The sequence below is a fragment of the Streptomyces sp. NPDC002784 genome, from assembly GCF_053592135.1.
Map to the genome: position 1 here is coordinate 76,438 of NZ_JBSFVD010000021.1, position 16,684 is coordinate 93,121.

General features: G+C 71.1%; 11 protein-coding genes and 1 pseudogene. 3 read left to right on the forward strand and 9 right to left on the reverse strand.

Translation table 11 applies throughout. The features are described from left to right. Window positions 1-55 precede the first annotated feature (55 nt). Both ACWD1Z_RS29125 and ACWD1Z_RS29130 read left to right on the forward strand, forming a co-directional pair. Complete coding sequence (locus tag ACWD1Z_RS29125; protein WP_451122571.1) at window positions 56-4,084, forward strand: HAMP domain-containing protein; 4,029 nt, start codon at window positions 56-58, stop codon at window positions 4,082-4,084. Then, window positions 4,081-4,530, forward strand: a pseudogene (locus ACWD1Z_RS29130) (response regulator); the annotation flags it as partial. The gene ACWD1Z_RS29125 and the pseudogene ACWD1Z_RS29130, both read left to right, overlap by 4 nt. A 27-nt stretch (window positions 4,531-4,557) precedes the next feature. On the opposite strand, the gene ACWD1Z_RS29135 reads toward ACWD1Z_RS29130, so the two are convergent. Further along, the gene (locus tag ACWD1Z_RS29135; protein WP_451122573.1) at window positions 4,558-6,432 is read right to left on the reverse strand and encodes an AMP-dependent synthetase/ligase; all 1,875 of its coding nucleotides are present in this window, start codon (window positions 6,430-6,432) and stop codon (window positions 4,558-4,560) included. A gap of 251 nt (window positions 6,433-6,683) precedes the next feature. After that, complete coding sequence (gene lepA / locus ACWD1Z_RS29140; RefSeq protein WP_451122575.1) at window positions 6,684-8,552, reverse strand: translation elongation factor 4; 1,869 nt, start codon at window positions 8,550-8,552, stop codon at window positions 6,684-6,686. Window positions 8,553-8,804: 252 nt separating this feature from the next. Here lepA and rpsT point away from each other — a divergent pair, with 252 nt between their 5' ends. Continuing rightward, window positions 8,805-9,071, forward strand: a complete 267-nt coding sequence (gene rpsT, locus ACWD1Z_RS29145) for a 30S ribosomal protein S20 (protein WP_030042978.1) — start codon at window positions 8,805-8,807, stop codon at window positions 9,069-9,071. Window positions 9,072-9,287: 216 nt separating this feature from the next. Here rpsT and ACWD1Z_RS29150 read toward each other — a convergent pair whose 3' ends face one another. The 7 genes from ACWD1Z_RS29150 to ACWD1Z_RS29180 all read right to left on the reverse strand — a co-directional run bounded on the left by ACWD1Z_RS29150 (window position 9,288) and on the right by ACWD1Z_RS29180 (window position 16,637). Continuing rightward, on the reverse strand, window positions 9,288-9,683 hold the full coding sequence (locus tag ACWD1Z_RS29150) for a nuclear transport factor 2 family protein (RefSeq protein WP_389416080.1): 396 nt from the start codon (window positions 9,681-9,683) through the stop codon (window positions 9,288-9,290). A 66-nt stretch (window positions 9,684-9,749) separates the two neighbouring features. Beyond that, the gene (gene holA, locus ACWD1Z_RS29155; protein ID WP_451122577.1) at window positions 9,750-10,736 is read right to left on the reverse strand and encodes a DNA polymerase III subunit delta; all 987 of its coding nucleotides are present in this window, start codon (window positions 10,734-10,736) and stop codon (window positions 9,750-9,752) included. 280 nt (window positions 10,737-11,016) lie between these two features. Beyond that, a complete protein-coding gene (locus ACWD1Z_RS29160; RefSeq protein WP_389416078.1) occupies window positions 11,017-11,262 on the reverse strand; it encodes a hypothetical protein in 246 nt (81 codons plus the stop codon). Between the two features lie 162 nt (window positions 11,263-11,424). Next, window positions 11,425-12,252, reverse strand: coding sequence for an arylamine N-acetyltransferase family protein (locus tag ACWD1Z_RS29165; RefSeq protein ID WP_451122579.1), 828 nt, complete (start codon window positions 12,250-12,252; stop codon window positions 11,425-11,427). Between the two features lie 4 nt (window positions 12,253-12,256). Further along, window positions 12,257-14,725: a ComEC/Rec2 family competence protein gene (locus ACWD1Z_RS29170; protein WP_451122581.1), complete on the reverse strand. Its 2,469-nt coding sequence runs from the start codon at window positions 14,723-14,725 to the stop codon at window positions 12,257-12,259. Then, window positions 14,722-15,684, reverse strand: coding sequence for a helix-hairpin-helix domain-containing protein (locus ACWD1Z_RS29175; protein WP_451122583.1), 963 nt, complete (start codon window positions 15,682-15,684; stop codon window positions 14,722-14,724). The genes ACWD1Z_RS29170 and ACWD1Z_RS29175 overlap by 4 nt, the downstream gene beginning before the upstream one ends. A 107-nt stretch (window positions 15,685-15,791) precedes the next feature. Continuing rightward, window positions 15,792-16,637: a DegV family protein gene (locus tag ACWD1Z_RS29180; protein ID WP_451122585.1), complete on the reverse strand. Its 846-nt coding sequence runs from the start codon at window positions 16,635-16,637 to the stop codon at window positions 15,792-15,794. Between the last annotated feature and the right edge of the window lie 47 nt (window positions 16,638-16,684).

Consider the following 16,684-nt stretch of genomic DNA (forward strand, 5'->3'; position numbering starts at 1 on the left):
ACAGAGTGACAGACTGGCCACGCCCATAAGCACCGAGTTACCGAAGTGGGCCGCCATGAGTGAGAACAGTGGTACACGCACGCTCGAAGACGGTCAGATTCGGGCATCGGATCTGCGCCCTCTGCTCGTCGCGATGACCTCGGCGAGGGACGGCGACTTCCGGCGGGTGTCCGATCCCGGCACCGGCGTGGTGGCCGAACTCGTCGCGGCCTACAACCAGATCATGAACCGCAGTCTGCACTTCAACTCCGAGGTGCAGCGCGTCAGACGGGAGCTCGTCCGGCACGGCCGGCTCGACGAGCGGCTGGCGGCGAGCCCGGGCCAGGGCGCCTGGACGGCCCGGATCAATGACGTCAACCAGCTGCTCGACGCCATCGTGGCCCCGGCGGCCAACGCGACCCGGGTCCTGGACGCGGTGGCGGGCGGCGACCTGACCCAGCGGGTCGATCTGCACGACGGTTCCCGGCAGTTGCGGGGCGATCTGCGGCGGCTGGGCCGGGCCGTGAACAAGATGGTCGACCAGCTCTCCCTGTTCACCGGCGAGGTGACCCGGGTGGCCCGCGAGGTCGGCACCGAGGGACGGCTCGGCGGCCGGGCCAAGGTGCGCGGGCTGTCGGGCAGTTGGCGGGACGTGACCGAGGCGGTCAACACCATGGCCGCCCGGCTGACGGCACAGGTGCGGGACATCGCCCTGGTGACGACGGCGGTGGCGCGCGGCGACCTGACCCGCACGGTCACCGTCGAGGCCACCGGTGAGCTGCTCGAACTGAAGCTGACCGTCAACACGATGGTCGACCAGCTCTCCGCCTTCGCCGACGAGGTCACCCGCGTCGCCCGCGAGGTCGGCACCGAGGGCCAGTTGGGCGGGCGGGCGCAGGTGCGGGGCGTGTCCGGGGTCTGGAAGGACCTCACCGACAACGTCAACTTCATGGCGTCGAACCTCACCTCGCAGGTCCGCAACATCGCCCAGGTCACCACCGCCGTCGCCAACGGCGACCTCAGCCAGAAGATCACCGTCGACGCGCAGGGCGAGATCCTGGAACTGAAGTCGACCATCAACACCATGGTCGACCAGCTCTCCGCCTTCGCCGACGAGGTCACCCGCGTCGCCCGCGAAGTCGGCACCGAGGGAAACCTCGGCGGCCGGGCTCAGGTGCGCGGTGTGAGCGGGGTCTGGAAGGACCTCACCGACAACGTCAACTTCATGGCCGACAACCTCACCTCCCAGGTGCGCAACATCGCCCTCGTCTCCACCGCCGTGGCCCAGGGCGACCTCGGCAAGAAGATCACCGTGGAGGCCAAGGGCGAGATCCTGGAACTGAAGTCGACCATCAACACCATGGTCGACCAGCTCTCCGCCTTCGCCGACGAGGTCACCCGCGTCGCCCGCGAGGTCGGCACCGAGGGAAACCTCGGCGGTCAGGCCCAGGTGCGGGGCGTGAGCGGGGTCTGGAAGGACCTCACCGACAACGTCAACTTCATGGCGCTGAACCTCACCTCGCAGGTCCGCAACATCGCCCAGGTCACCACCGCCGTCGCCAACGGCGACCTCTCCAAGAAGATCACGGTCGACGCGCGCGGCGAGATCCTGGAGCTGAAGGACACCGTCAACACGATGGTGGAGCAACTGCGCGCCTTCGCCGACGAGGTCACCCGCGTGGCCCGGGAGGTCGGCACCGACGGCAACCTCGGCGGACGGGCCCGGGTGCTGGGGGTCTCCGGCGTCTGGCGGGACCTGACGGACAACGTCAACTACATGGCCGACAACCTCACCTCGCAGGTCCGCAACATCGCCCAGGTCGCCACCGCCGTGGCCCAGGGCGACCTGTCGAAGAAGATCGACGTGGACGCGCGCGGCGAGATCCTGGAACTCAAGACCACCATCAACACCATGGTCGACACGCTCTCCTCGTTCTCCTCCGAGGTCACCCGCGTGGCCCGCGAGGTCGGCTCCGAGGGCCAGCTCGGCGGCCAGGCCCGGGTCGAGGGCGTGTACGGCACCTGGAAGCGGCTGACGACCAATGTGAACGAGCTGGCGCTGAACCTGACCACCCAGGTCCGCGCCATCGCCGAGGTGGCCTCGGCCGTGGCGCAGGGCGACATGTCCCGCTCGATCACCGTGGAGACGCGCGGCGAGGTCGCCGAGCTGAAGGACAACATCAACCTGATGGTGGCCAACCTCCGCGAGACGACCCGCGCCAAGGACTGGCTGGAGTCCAACCTCGCCCGCCTGGCCTCCCTGATGCAGGGCCACCGGGACCTGATGGAGGTCGCCGACCTGATCCTGCGCGAGCTGACCCCGCTGGTGAACGCCCAGTACGGCGCGTTCTACCTGGCGGACCCGGAGCAGGACGGCACCACCGCCCCGACCAAGGGCCTGGCCTTCATCGCCGGATACGGCGCCGCGCAGGGCGCCACCATGGAGACCGGCGGCCTCCCGGTCCACGGCCTGGTGGCGCAGGCGGCCCGCGAGAAGAAGCGCATCCTCGTCGAGGAGGCCCCACCGGACTACATCAAGATCAACAGCGGTCTCGGGGAAGCCGCTCCCACCACCATCGTCATCATCCCGATCCTCTTCGAGGACAAGCTCCTCGGGGTGATCGAGCTGGCGTCCTTCTCCCGCTTCTCCGATGTCCACCTGGCCTTCTTCGACCAGTTCGTGAACACCATCGGCGTCGCCATCAACACCATCATCGCCAACTCCCGCACCGAGTCGCTCCTCGGCGAGTCCCAGCGGCTGGCCATGCAGCTGCAGGAGCGCTCGGACGAACTGCAGAAACAGCAGGCGGAGTTGCAGCACTCCAATGCCGAACTGGAGGAGAAGGCGGCCCTGCTGGCCACCTCCTCGCAGTACAAGTCGGAGTTCCTGGCGAACATGTCGCACGAGCTGCGCACCCCGCTGAACTCCCTGCTGATCCTCGCCCGTCTCCTCTCGGACAACCCGGACGGCCATCTCACCGACCAGGAAGTGCAGTTCGCGACGACGATCCACCGCTCGGGCTCCGACCTGCTGCAGCTGATCAACGACATCCTCGACCTGTCGAAGATCGAGGCCGGCCGGATGGACGTACGCCCCAAGCGGCTGCCGCTGATCAAACTGCTCGACTACGTCCACGCCACCTTCCGCCCGCTCACCCACGACCGCGGGCTCTCCTTCGAGGTGTCGGTCGGCGAGGACGTCCCGCGCGAGATGTACTCGGACGAGCAGCGCCTGCAGCAGGTGCTGCGCAACCTGCTGTCCAACGCCATCAAGTTCACCGCCTCGGGCCGGGTCGAGCTGCGGGTCAGTCTGGTCAAGGACGCGGAGGCCGGTGAGCGGGTGATCGCCTTCGAGGTGTCCGACACCGGCATCGGGATCGCGCCGGAGAAACTCCCGGTGATCTTCGAGGCGTTCCAGCAGGCCGACGGCACCACCAACCGCAAGTACGGCGGCACCGGTCTCGGCCTGTCCATCAGCCGGGAGATCGCGGGCCTGCTGGGCGGCCGTATCGTCGCCGAGAGCGAGCCGGGACAGGGCTCCACCTTCACCCTGTACGTCCCGGTCGTCAGCCCCGGCCACCCGGTGTCCGACGACCGGAGCACCGTACTGGTGCCGGAGCAGATGTCCCCCCTGCCGGAGGCGGACGACGCCTGGCCCACGCCGACCAAGCTGGAGGAGTGGCAGTCGGGCCGGGCGGGGCAGGTGCTGTCCGGGCGGCGCGTGCTGATCGTGGACGACGACATCCGCAACGTGTTCGCGCTCACCCATGTGCTCGGCCGGGTCGGCATGCCGGTGCTCTACGCGGAGAACGGCCGCGAGGGCATCGAGACCCTGGAGCGCAACCCGGACGTCGAACTCATCCTGATGGACATCATGATGCCGGAGATGGACGGCTACGAGACCATCGCCGCGATCCGCCGCACCCCGCGCTGGGTGGACCTGCCCATCATCGCGCTGACCGCGAAGGCCATGCCCGGCGACCGGGAGAAGTCCATCGCGCGCGGCGCCAACGACTACGTACCCAAACCGGTGGACGTGGACCGGTTGCTCACCGTCGTGTGCGCCCTGCTGGACCCGGAGGAGACGCACGAGGCGACGCCATGAGCGCCCAGGACGCACGGGACGGGCGCGCCGGCATCCTCCTGGTCGACGACATGGAGGACAACCTGATCGCCCTGGAGGCGGTCCTGGGCTCCCTCCACGAGCCGCTGGTGCGGGCGCGTTCCGGCGAGGAGGCGATGAAGGCCCTGCTGCGCCGCCGCTTCGCCCTGGTCCTGCTGGACGTCCGGATGCCCGGCATGGACGGTTTCGAGACGGCGGCGAACATCAAGCGCCTGGACCAGACGAAGGACGTCCCGATCATCTTCCTGACCGGCGCGGAGGACGACACGGGGTACGCCTTCCGCGGCTACGCCACCGGCGCGGCCGACTATCTGACCAAGCCCTTCGACCCGTGGGTGCTGCGGGCGAAGGTGAAGGTGTTCCTGGACCTGCACAGCAAGCAACTCCAGTTGGAGGCGCTCAGGGCGGAGGTCCAGGAACTGCGGGAGCTGGTCGGCAGGGACCCGGCGTAGCCGCTACGCCTCGCGCGTCCCGGCGTACATCTCCTCGATGAGGTGCTTGTACTCCCGCTCCACGACCGGCCGCTTCAGCTTCAGGCTCGGCGTGATCTCCCCGTGCTCCACGTCGAGGTCCCTCGGCAGCAGCCGGAACTTCTTGATGGTCTGCCACCGCTGCAGGTTCTCGTTGACCTGCTTGACGTACCCCTCGACCATCGCCACCGTCTCCGGCGCCGCGACGACCTCCGCGTACGACTTGCCCTCCATCCCGTGCTCCTTGGCCCAGCCCATCAGGGCCAGCTCGTCCAGGGCGATGAGCGCCGTGCAGAAGTTCCGGTCGGCGCCGTGCACCAGGATGTTGGAGACGTACGGGCAGACCGACTTGAAGGAGCCCTCGATCTCCGTCGGCGCGATGTACTTGCCGCCGGACGTCTTGAACAGGTCCTTCTTGCGGTCGGTGATCCGCAGGTAGCCGTCGGGCGACAGCTCGCCGATGTCGCCGGTGTGGAACCAGCCGTCCGGCTCCAGCACCTCCGCCGTCTTCTCGGGCAGGCCGTGGTAGCCCTCCATGATGCCGGGGCCGCGCAGCAGGATCTCGCCGTCGTCGGCGATCCGGACCTCGCAGCCGGGCAGCGGCTTGCCGACCGTGCCGGTGCGGTACGCCTCGCCCGGGTTCACGAAGGAGGCCGCGGAGGACTCGGTCAGGCCGTACCCCTCCAGGATGTGGATGCCGGCACCGGCGAAGAAGTAGCCGATCTCCGGGGCCAGCGCGACCGAGCCGGAGACACAGGCCCGCAGCCGGCCGCCGAAGGCGTCCCGCAGCTTGGAGTAGACGAGGGCGTCGGCGACCTTGTGCTTCGTGCGGAGGCCGAAGGGGACGGACGCGGTGCCGGTGCGCCGGAAGTTGTCCTGGCTGACCTTGGCGTACTCGCGGGCCACCTCGGCCGCCCACTGGAAGATCTTGTACTTGGCCCCGCCGCCCGCGCGGGCCTTGGCGGCGACGCCGTTGTAGACCTTCTCGAAGATGCGCGGCACGGCCGCCATGTACGTCGGCTGGACGACCGGCAGGTTCTCGATGATCTTGTCGACGCGGCCGTCGACGGCGGTGACATGGCCGACCTCGATCTGGCCGGAGGTGAGCACCTTGCCGAAGACGTGGGCGAGCGGCAGCCACAGGTACTGCACGTCGTCCTGGCCGACGAGGCCGGTCGCGCCGATGGCCTTGGCCATGTACGACCAGTTGTCGTGCGGCAGGCGCACACCCTTGGGACGCCCGGTGGTGCCGGAGGTGTAGATGAGGGTGGCGAGCTGGTCCTTGGTGATCGCGCCGACCCGCTCCCTGACCAGGCCGGGGTCCTTCTCCAGCCGGGCGGCGCCGCGCCTCTCCAGCTCGTCCAGGGTGAGGATCCAGTCGGCGGTCTCGACGCCCGCCGGGTCGATCACCACGACATGGGTGAGGTCGGGCAGTTCGGCGCGCTTCTCGACGGCCTTGGCGAGCTGGGCCGCGTCCTCGGCGATCAGCACCCGGCTGGCGGAGTCCGAGAGGATGAACGCCGACTCCTCCGCGTTGGTCTGCGGATAGATCGTGGTCGTGGCGGCGCCGGCGCACATGATCCCGAGGTCGGCGAGGATCCACTCGATGCGGGTCGAGGAGGCGAGGGCGACCCGCTGCTCGGGCTGCACCCCCAGCTCGATGAGGCCGGCGGCGATCGCGTAGACCCGCTCGGCGGCCTGGCCCCAGTTCAGCGACTTCCAGTCGTCCGGGCCCTCCCCGGCCGCGTTCGGCACGGGATAGCGATAGGCCTCGGCGTCCGGCGTGGCCGCCACGCGCTCCAGGAAGAGGGCCGCCACGCTCGGCGGACGGTTCTCGATCAAAGTCTGTGTGTCGCTCACGACATCCTCCGGGGCCCGCGACGACGCGGCTGGCTCAGAATGCGGCTGGTTCTACTCGCGTGCCGTTGTTTAACTCGCGAGTAACTATCGAGCAGGGATCAGAGTAAGGCGCGACCGGCCGGGGCGTAAGAGCCCGCGCCCTGTCACTTCCTACAGAGACCTACCCCTTACATGCGCCGGAGCCCGCCGCACTTTCGTACGACGGACCCCTCGATGCCCGATTTGCCGGGCTGAGCACCGGTAACCGGCGGTTACTTCTTGCCCTTGCCCGACCCCGCGCTGTCATCACTGCTCAGTACGGCGATGAAGGCCTCCTGCGGAACTTCCACGGAACCCACCATCTTCATCCGCTTCTTGCCCTCCTTCTGCTTCTCCAGCAGCTTCCGCTTACGGGAGATGTCACCGCCGTAGCACTTGGCGAGGACGTCCTTGCGGATGGCGCGGATGGTCTCGCGGGCGATGACCCGGGAGCCGATGGCGGCCTGGATGGGCACCTCGAAGGCCTGCCGCGGGATCAGCTCGCGCAGCTTGGCGACGAGCCGCACCCCGTACGCGTACGCCGCGTCCTTGTGGGTGATCGCGGAGAAGGCGTCCACCTTGTCGCCGTGCAGCAGGATGTCGACCTTGACCAGGCTGGAGGTCTGCTCACCGGTGGGCTCGTAGTCCAGGGAGGCGTACCCGCGCGTCTTCGACTTCAGCTGGTCGAAGAAGTCGAAGACGATCTCGGCGAGCGGCAGGGTGTAGCGGATCTCGACCCGGTCCTCGGAGAGGTAGTCCATGCCGAGGAGGGTGCCGCGCCGGGTCTGGCACAGCTCCATGATCGAGCCGATGAACTCGGTCGGGGCGAGGATCGTGGCGCGTACGACCGGCTCGTACACCTCGTTGATCTTGCCCTCGGGGAACTCGCTGGGGTTGGTGACGATGTGCTCGGTGCCGTCCTCCATCACCACCCGGTAGACCACGTTCGGCGCGGTCGCGATCAGGTCGAGCCCGAACTCGCGCTCCAGCCGCTCGCGGATCACGTCCAGGTGCAGCAGCCCGAGGAAGCCGACGCGGAAGCCGAAGCCGAGGGCTGCGGAGGTCTCCGGCTCGTAGACCAGGGCGGCGTCGTTGAGCTGGAGCTTGTCCAGGGCCTCGCGCAGCTCGGGGTAGTCGGAGCCGTCCAGCGGATACAGACCGGAGAAGACCATCGGCTTCGGGTCCTTGTAGCCGCCGAGGGCTTCCGTCGCGCCCTTGTGCATGCTGGTGACGGTGTCACCGACCTTGGACTGGCGGACGTCCTTCACACCGGTGATCAGATAGCCAACCTCGCCGACGCCGAGACCGTCGGCGCCGAGCATCTCCGGCGAGTTGGTGCCGATCTCCAGCAGCTCGTGGGTGGCGCCGGTCGACATCATCTTGATGCGCTCGCGCTTGCTGAGCTGGCCGTCGATGACACGGACGTACGTCACGACACCGCGGTAGGAGTCGTAGACCGAGTCGAAGATCATCGCGCGGGCGGGGGCGTCCTTGACGCCGACCGGCGCCGGGACCTCGCGGACCACCCGGTCGAGCAGCGCGTCGACGCCGACGCCCGTCTTGGCGGAGACCTTGAGAACGTCCTCGGGGTCGCAGCCGATGAGGTTGGCGAGCTCCTCGGAGAACTTCTCCGGCTGGGCGGCCGGCAGGTCGATCTTGTTCAGGACGGGGATGATCTTGAGGTCGTTCTCCATCGCCAGGTAGAGGTTGGCGAGGGTCTGGGCCTCGATGCCCTGGGCGGCGTCGACGAGGAGGACGGTGCCCTCGCAGGCGGCGAGCGACCGGGAGACCTCGTAGGTGAAGTCGACGTGCCCCGGGGTGTCGATCATGTTGAGGATGTGCGTGTTGCCCTTGTCCGTGGTGGGCGCCCAGGGCAGACGCACGGCCTGGGACTTGATGGTGATACCGCGCTCGCGCTCGATGTCCATGCGGTCGAGGTACTGAGCGCGCATCTGCCGTTGCTCGACCACACCGGTCAGCTGGAGCATCCGGTCGGCGAGCGTGGACTTGCCGTGGTCGATGTGCGCGATGATGCAGAAATTGCGGATCAGAGCCGGGTCGGTTCGGCTCGGTTCGGGCACATGGCTAGGGATCGCGGGCACGCAGGGTCCTGATTCTTGAGGTGTCCGCAGCCGTCTGCGGTCTCGGGTCGGAACGATCGGGTCTATACGTAGGCTCCATGGTCCCACGGGCGGCGACCGGAGACCGGTTTGGGCCGCATGCTGGGCCACTGGTAGCCTGGGTGGCTGTGTCTCTTGCCCTCTCAGCGCGAGGCACACCCCAAGAAAATCACCCGGTACGGATTCCGTGCGGCTTTCGCGCGGACCCGTGCCAGAACCTGTAGAGGCTCATTCGTGGCGAACATCAAGTCCCAGATCAAGCGGATCAAGACCAACGAGAAGGCCCGGCTGCGCAACAAGGCCGTCAAGTCCTCCCTGAAGACCGCGATCCGCAAGGCCCGTGAGGCCGCTGCCGCGGGTGACGCCGAGAAGGCCACCGAGTACCAGCGCGCTGCCGCGCGTCAGCTCGACAAGGCCGTCTCGAAGGGCGTCATCCACAAGAACCAGGCCGCCAACAAGAAGTCGGCGCTTGCTTCGAAGGTCGCTTCCCTCAAGGGCTGAACCCTTCTGATCTGACCGCCGGAAGGACCCAGAGCGGGCCCTCTCTCATCCGCTCCCGTCCGGCACCCCGAGCTCGCACGCGGCCTGCGTTCGCCACGCGGGTGCGAGCTCAGCAGCTTCACGCTTCACATGAAGGCCCCGGCACCCCGCCCTTCCCCAGGACGGGCGCCGGGGCCTTCGGCGTGGGCGGGGGCCTTGCCTGGGGATGGGCCGGTGTCACGTCCAGAAGGCGTTGGCCTGGTCGATGTCCTCGACGCACTCGTCGAGATCGGTGGCCTTGTCCCCGACGATCCGGAAGATGATGCAGCCCTTCTCGTCGATGCGCTTTCCGTTGCGCTCGGCGCTGAAGCGGTGCAGGGCGACGCAGTGACCGCGACCGTCGACCATGAGGTGGAGCAGTTCGGCGTTCATCGTGCCGCCGGTCTCCTCGAAGAGCCGGCCGTACATCTCGATGATCGCGTCCTGGCCCTTGTAGTCACCGGACAGCGGGTGGCTGCCCGGCACGTGGTGGGTGCAGTCCGATGCCATCAGCCCGCGCAGGGCGTCCATGTCACCGGAAGCGAAAGCCTCGTATCCCTTGCGGACGAGTTGTGCGTGCGGGTGTTCAGCCATGGCGACCGCCACCTTTCCTGATCCGGCGATGGTGGCTGACACCCACGATTTTCCTCCCCGCCGCGGTCAGCGTCCTCTGGAGCGAGCCGCCCGCGCGATGATGACGACCGCCTTCTCCAGGGCGTACTCGGGGTCGTCCCCGCCGCCCTTGACCCCGGCGTCTGCCTCGGCGACGGCCCGCAGCGCGACGGCCACCCCGTCGGGCGTCCAGCCGCGCATCTGCTGGCGCACCCGGTCGATCTTCCAGGGCGGCATGCCCAGCTCACGGGCGAGATCGGCGGGGCGCCCGCCCCGGGCGGAGGAGAGCTTGCCGATGGCCCGGACGCCCTGCGCGAGCGCGCTGGTGATCAGGACGGGCGCGACGCCCGTGGCCAGGGACCAGCGCAGCGCCTCCAGAGCCTCGGCGGCCCGGCCCTCTACGGCACGGTCGGCGACGGTGAAGCTGGAGGCCTCGGCCCGACCGGTGTAGTACCGCCCGACCACGGCCTCGTCGATCGTCCCCTCGACATCGGCGACCAGCTGCGACACGGCGGACGCCAGCTCCCGCAGATCACTCCCGATGGAGTCGACGAGCGCCTGGCATGCCTCGGGGGTTGCGGAGCGGCCGGTGGCCCGGAACTCCTGCCGCACAAAGGCCAGCCGGTCGGCGGGCTTGGTCATCTTGGGGCAGGCGACCTCCCGGGCACCCGCCTTCCGGGCCGCGTCGAGCAGCCCCTTGCCCTTCACCCCGCCGGCGTGCAGCAGCACCAGTGTGATCTCCTCGGCCGGCGCCCCGAGGTAGGACTTCACGTCCTTGACGGTGTCGGCGGACAGGTCCTGGGAGTTGCGCACCACGACGACCTTGCGCTCGGCGAAGAGCGACGGACTGGTCAGCTCGGCGAGGGTGCCCGGCTGCAACTGCTCCGGGCTCAGGTCCCGCACATCGGTGTCGGCATCAGCGGCCTTGGCCGCCCGCACGACCTCCTGCACAGCCCGGTCGAGGAGCAACTCCTCCTGCCCCACGGCAAGCGTCACGGGGGCAAGCGGATCGTCGGTAGCACTTTTCCTGGCCATCGGGTCAAGGATGGCATGGGGGGCTGACAGTGGGGGACGGGGTGGGGGCTGCTGGGGTTGCCGGGGGCCTGCTGCTGACGCGCCGGGAGGGGGCGTAACGCGGCGTGCAGGGGAGACGGCATGCCGCCGACATGCCAGGGGCGGTGTAACAAGGCGTGCTGGGGGCGGCATAACCCGGCGCGCCGGGGCGGCCCGAGGCGTGGCATAACACGGTGTGCCGGGGCGGCGTAACGCGACGCGCAGGGGGCAGCGCCCGCCGCCAGCAGCGCGGCGGGCAAGCCTACGGCTCCTCCCGCCACCCCTCCCACTCCCCCGCGAACGCGTCCAGCTCCGCCGGATCCAGCGCCGCGTCCTCGTCCCGCAGCACCACAAGCCACTGCGCGTCCTCCGCGTCGTCCTCCCCGGCCAGCGCGTCCCGCACCAGCCGGGGCTCCTCGGCCACCCCGAACCGCTCCCGGAGCGCCTCCACGACCTCCTCGGCCGCGTCCCGGTCGGGCAGCACCAGCACATGTCTCACATCACTCACGCAGCCATTCTCCAGCCGCGCCCGCCCCTGCCAGCCCTCACCCCTGCAGCCCTCCCCCTGCCAGCCCTCACCCCTGCAGCCCTCCCCCTGCCAGCCCTCACCCCTGCAGCCCTCCCCCTGCCAGCCCTCACCCCTTCCGCACCGCCGGCCCCCTACCGCCCCTCACCCCTTCCGCACCGCGGGCACCCGCTTCAGTTCGATCCCGAACCGCTCCCGGTACACCGCCAGCACCTCCTCGTCCGTGGCGAGGTACCGCTCCTCCTGGCCCCCGTCCGCGCCCGTCGTCTTGAACGTGCGCCCGCTCAGCGTGATCCGCCCCCCGTCCTCCGTCACCCGCGAACACACCAGCGACTGCGTGAAGTGCGAGGCCGGCGAGGTGGAATGCCACCACGCCCCGGCGACGAAGTCACCGAGCACCCGGGGCCGCCTCTCCAGCCGGTACTCCGGCCTGCCGTTCATCACGACGTCCAGGTCCGCCGCCTCCGGCAGCCGGGGGCCGCCCCGCACCCCGGCCGCGTCCGGCCCCGCCTCCACGATCCGGAACACCCCCGCCGGATCCTCCTGCTCACCCCGCGCCTCCAGCGCCAGCGGAAAGTGGCTGTGCGCCCCGAACCCGACGTCGGCCAGCCACTCGCCCCCGTCCACGGTCCGCACCCGCAGCGCGAGATGGTCGTACGGGATCCCCAGTCGCCCTTCCCGGTCGTAGACCCGTCCCGCCAGCAGCGTCACCTCGTACCCGAGCGCCGCGAGCAACGCCCCGAAGGCGCCGTTCAGTTCGTAGCAGAACCCGCCCCGCCGCGCGCCGACCAGCTTGTCCAGCAGCCGCTTCTCCTCCAGCACGATCTCCTCGCCGAGGTGGATCGACAGGTTCTCGAACGGCACGGTGCGCAGATGGCTCAGGTGCAGCTCGCGCAGGACGTCCACGGTCGGCCACGCCGGGTGGGCCACCCCGAGCCGGCTCAGATAGGCATCAACTTCTGCGGAATTCATGCCCTCAGTCTCCCGCCACCCGCAACTCCCCGCCCGCACCGACCACCGCCAGCGCCCCGTCCTCGTCCGTCCGCAGCACCACCGCCCCCTGCGCCCGCAGCGCGGCGACCGTGCCGGGGGCCGGATGCCCGTATGAATTGCCCTCCCCCGCGGAGATGAGCGCCAGCCTCGGCGCCGCCCTGCGCATCAGGTCCGGGTCCTGGTACGCCGAGCCGTGATGGGCCACCTTCAGCACATCCACCCCGCCCAGCAGCCCGCCCGCCGGCGATCTCAGCAGCGCCCGCTGGGCCGGCGGTTCGAGGTCCCCCAGCAGCAGGAACCGCACCCCCGCCACTTCCGCGAGCAGGGTGACACTGGCGTCGTTCGGCCCTTCCGTTCCCGGCACCGCAGCCGGCGGCGGCCACAGCACCTCCCAGGACAGCGCGCCGGTCCGCCGCCGCTCCCCGGCCACGGCCCGGGTCACCGGGACGCCCCGCGCCGCGGCCAGCCTCCGGACGAACTCCGCCTGCTCCTCCGGCTCCTGGCAACCGCTCGTCCCGATCCCTCCCACGGCCCGGCCGCGCAGCACCCCGGGCAGGCCCGCCACATGGTCGGCGTGGAAGTGGGTGAGCACGACCAGCGGGATCCGGGTGATGCCCAGCGTGCGCAGACAGCGGTCGACGAGTTCCGGGTCCGGTCCGGCGTCCACCACCACCCCGGTGCCCGCACCGGCCGCGAGCACCAGCGCGTCCCCCTGTCCCACATCGCACATCACCAGCCGCCAGCCCGGCGGGGGCCAGCCGCTGATCACCCGGACCAGGGGCGGCGGCTGCACCACGGCCAGCACCAGCAGCACCGCAGCCGCCCCGCACCACCAGGGGTGCCGCCACAACCGCCACCCGGCGAGCAGCACGGCCACCGTGACCAGGGCCAGCAGCCCCGCCCCGGCCCAGCCGCCCGGCCAGTCGATCCCCGCACCGGGCAGCGCCGCCCCGGTACGGGCGATGCCGGCGATCCATCCCGCGGGCCAACTCGCGCACCACGCCAGCGCCTTGGCCACCGGCATCGCCACCGGGGCGGTCGCCAGCGCGGCGAACCCGAGGACCGTGGCCGGCGCGACCGCGATCTCCGCCAGCAGATTGCACGGCACCGCCACCAGGCTCACCCGGGCCGACAGCACCACCACGACCGGTGCGCACACCGCCTGCGCGGCCGCCGCTGCCGCCACCGCCTCGGCCCACCGCGGCCCGACCCCGCGCCGCCGCAACGCGGCACTCCAGCGCGGTGCCAGCGTCAGCAGCGCCCCGGTGGCCAGGACCGAGAGCAGGAACCCGTGACTGCGGGCCAGCCAGGGGTCGAAGAGCACCAGCAGCAGGACGGCCGTCGCCAGCGCGGGCACCAGGGACCGGCGGCGCCCGGTCGCCAGGGCGAGCAGCACCACGGCCCCGCAGGCCGCGGCGCGCAGCACGCTCGGGTCCGGTCTGCACACCACCACGAAGGCGAGCGTGAGCGCCCCGCCGCACACCGCGGTGGCCCGCAGGGACAGCCCGAGCCGGGGCGCGAGCCCCCGCCGCTCCGCGAGGCGGGCCGTGCCCGGCGGCCCGATGAGCAGCACGAGAACGATGGTGAGGTTGCTCCCGGAGACCGCGAGCGTGTGCGCGAGGTCGGTCTCCTTGAACGCCTCGTCCAGTTCCGGGGTGATCCGTGAGGTGTCCCCGACGACCAGGCCCGGCAGCAGCGCCCGCGCGTCCGCCGGCAGTCCGTCGGTCGCCTCCCGCAGTCCGGCCCGCAGCCTCCCGGCGAAGCGCTGTGCCGCCGACGCCGGCTCCACGACCTCCGGCGCCGCCTCGCCCCGCACCCGCAGCACGGCCGCGATCCGGTCACCGCCCGTCAGCGGCGGTGCCGACCGCGCGCTCACCCGCAGCCGGGTGGACGGCAGCAACCGCAGCCAGGGCGACCCCGCGGACGCCTCCACGACCACCAGCACCGGCGTCCGCGTCACCGCCGCCGCCCGGCCCTCGGCCGCCACCCGCCGCACCTCGGCGTTGACCAGCACGGCGGCCGGACGCGTCCGGTCCCCGCTGACCCGGGGCCGGGTGAGCCGGGGATCGGAGGTGAGCTCCACCTCCGCGGTCACCGTGGCGTACTCCCGGGCAAGTTCCGGCACCGGTCCGCGCCGCAGATCGGCGCCGTGCAGCCCGGCGGAGGCGGCGGCCGCGGCGACACAGAGCAGGACCGCGGCGACCGGCACGCCGGTCCGGGCCGGCCGTCGCGCCCACAGGAGCACGAGGGCCGGACACAGGGCCCCGGCCACCACCCCGGCGCTCCATCCGGCCGGTGCGGTCAGCATCAGCGCCGCTGTCGCCCAGGCCGCCAGCGCGGGCGGTACGAGTCGAAGATCCGTCGGTCCTTCCTGGCGCGGGTGGGACGCGCCGAGCCGTCTTCCGGAGGCCGCGTGCACCTCGGGGCGTGCGGCCTCGGGGGCGCCCGTCATGGCCGTACGAGGTTCCGCAGGTCGGCGAAGCGGCGCTCGCCGATGCCGTTGACCTCGCGCAGTTCCGCCACGGAGCGGAAACCGCCGTTGCGGGTGCGGTGGTCGATGATGTGCTGGGCCAGGACCGGTCCGACGCCGGGCAGGGTGTCGAGCTGCTCGGCCGTGGCCGTGTTGAGGGAAACCGGGGCGGCTGAGGCCGCACCGGGCACCGGAACACCGCCTTGCACCGGTCCGGCCGCACCCGGCGCCGGGGCGGGCACGCCCACGACGACCTGTTCGCCGTCCACCAGGAAGCGCGCCCGGTTCAGCCCTGCCGTACTCGTGCCGGGCCGCACCCCGCCCGCCGCGCGCAGGGCGTCGTCGACCCGGGAGCCCGGCGGCAGCCGGTGGATGCCCGGTTCGCGCACCTTGCCGCTGACGTCCACCACGATCTCGGTCCCGGCGGACGCGCCGACGAGGCCGGCTCCCGGTTCGGCGCTCTCCTCCCCCGCCGCGTAGGAGGCGGCCCGCACCACCTCGGGCGCCCGCACGTCCTGCGTCCGCCCGGCCCAGAAGTGCTGCACCGCGAAGCCCGCGGCGACGACCAGCAGCACGGTGAGCGCGAGGAGGCTGCGCCGCTCGAGACCGCACCGGGCCTGCATCCACACCGGCAGCCGCTCCCGCAGCGCGAGGCCGGCACGCCCCCGCCAGTCCTCGGTCGCATCGGCGCCGGGCGCGCCCGGGTCCGGGCCGCCCTCGCCCTCCTCCGGCGGAGGCCCCTTGTCCGACTCCCTTTCCTCCAGGGCCCGTTCACCGAAGAGCAGCTCCGCACGCCGGCGGAGTTCCTCGGCGGGGGCATGGCGGTGCCGGGCGCGGCCTCGCGAGCGGGTGCGGTGGTGACGGGCGCGGACATCGGAACGGGGGCCGCGGCCCGGTCCACTGGCCGCGGCGGCGGTGCGAGTAGGTGATCGAAGTGCCATGTCCCGAGAATGGGGCACTTCGGAAATCAGCGATGATCTTGCTCAATTCCCGGGGACAGCACACCGGTTGTGGACAACTCCCTCACCCGTGTGGGTGAGACCACCCCTCACCGAGGCGAGACCACGACCCCCAGCAACCCGGGCCCGGTATGCGCCCCGATCACCGCCCCCACCTCGCTCACATGCAGATCCGCAAGCCCCCGCACCCGCGTCCGCAGCCGGTCCGCCAGCGCCGACGCCCGGTCGGGGGCGGCGAGATGGTGCACGGCGATGTCGACCTGTGCGCCGCCGGCCCGGTCCGCGACGATCTCCTCCAGCCGGGCGATGGCCTTCGACGCCGTCCGCACCTTCTCCAGGGGCTCGATACGGCCGCCGTTCAGCTGCAGCAGCGGCTTCACCGCGAGCGCCGAGCCGAGCAGCGCCTGGGCCGCTCCGATCCGGCCACCTCGGCGCAGATAGTCGAGCGTGTCGACGTAGAAGTAGGCGGAGGTGCCCGCCGCCCGCTTCTCCGCGGTCATGACCGCCTCGTCCACCGTGCCGCCCGACTCCGCGACCTGCGCCGCGGCGACCGCGCAGAAGCCGAGCGCCATCGCGATCATCCCGGTGTCCACCACCCGCACCGGCACCGGCGCCTCCCGGGCGGCGAGCACCGCGGCGTCGTAGGTGCCCGACAGCTCGGCGGACAGATGCAGCGAGACGATGCCGGTGGCGCCGGACTCCGCGACCTCGCGGTAGGTCTCGGCGAACCGCTCGGGGCTGGGGCGCGAGGTGGTGACGGAACGCCGTTTCTGCAGCGCCTGGGCCAGGGAACGGGTCGAGATCTCGGTGCCCTCGTCCAGCGCCTGGTCCCCGAGGACCACGGTCAGGGGCACCGCTGTGATGCCGTGGCGCTCCATCGTCCGTGGCGGCAGGTAGGCCGTTGAATCGGTGACGATCGCGACATGGCGGGACATGAGCTGGAGGTTACCTGGCGTAGCGCCCGGGCGGCAGTCCGACCCCT

Bases quoted from the DNA above. Each gene is read 5' to 3' on its own strand.
- ACWD1Z_RS29125 (WP_451122571.1), top strand. From the start codon at position 56: ATGAGTGAGAACAGTGGTACACGCACGCTCGAAGACGGTCAGATTCGG.
- ACWD1Z_RS29150 (WP_389416080.1), bottom strand. From the start codon at position 9,683: ATGGCTGAACACCCGCACGCACAACTCGTCCGCAAGGGATACGAGGCT.
- holA (WP_451122577.1), bottom strand. From the start codon at position 10,736: ATGGCCAGGAAAAGTGCTACCGACGATCCGCTTGCCCCCGTGACGCTT.
- ACWD1Z_RS29165 (WP_451122579.1), bottom strand. From the start codon at position 12,252: ATGAATTCCGCAGAAGTTGATGCCTATCTGAGCCGGCTCGGGGTGGCC.
- ACWD1Z_RS29170 (WP_451122581.1), bottom strand. From the start codon at position 14,725: ATGACGGGCGCCCCCGAGGCCGCACGCCCCGAGGTGCACGCGGCCTCC.
- ACWD1Z_RS29175 (WP_451122583.1), bottom strand. From the start codon at position 15,684: ATGGCACTTCGATCACCTACTCGCACCGCCGCCGCGGCCAGTGGACCG.
- ACWD1Z_RS29180 (WP_451122585.1), bottom strand. From the start codon at position 16,637: ATGTCCCGCCATGTCGCGATCGTCACCGATTCAACGGCCTACCTGCCG.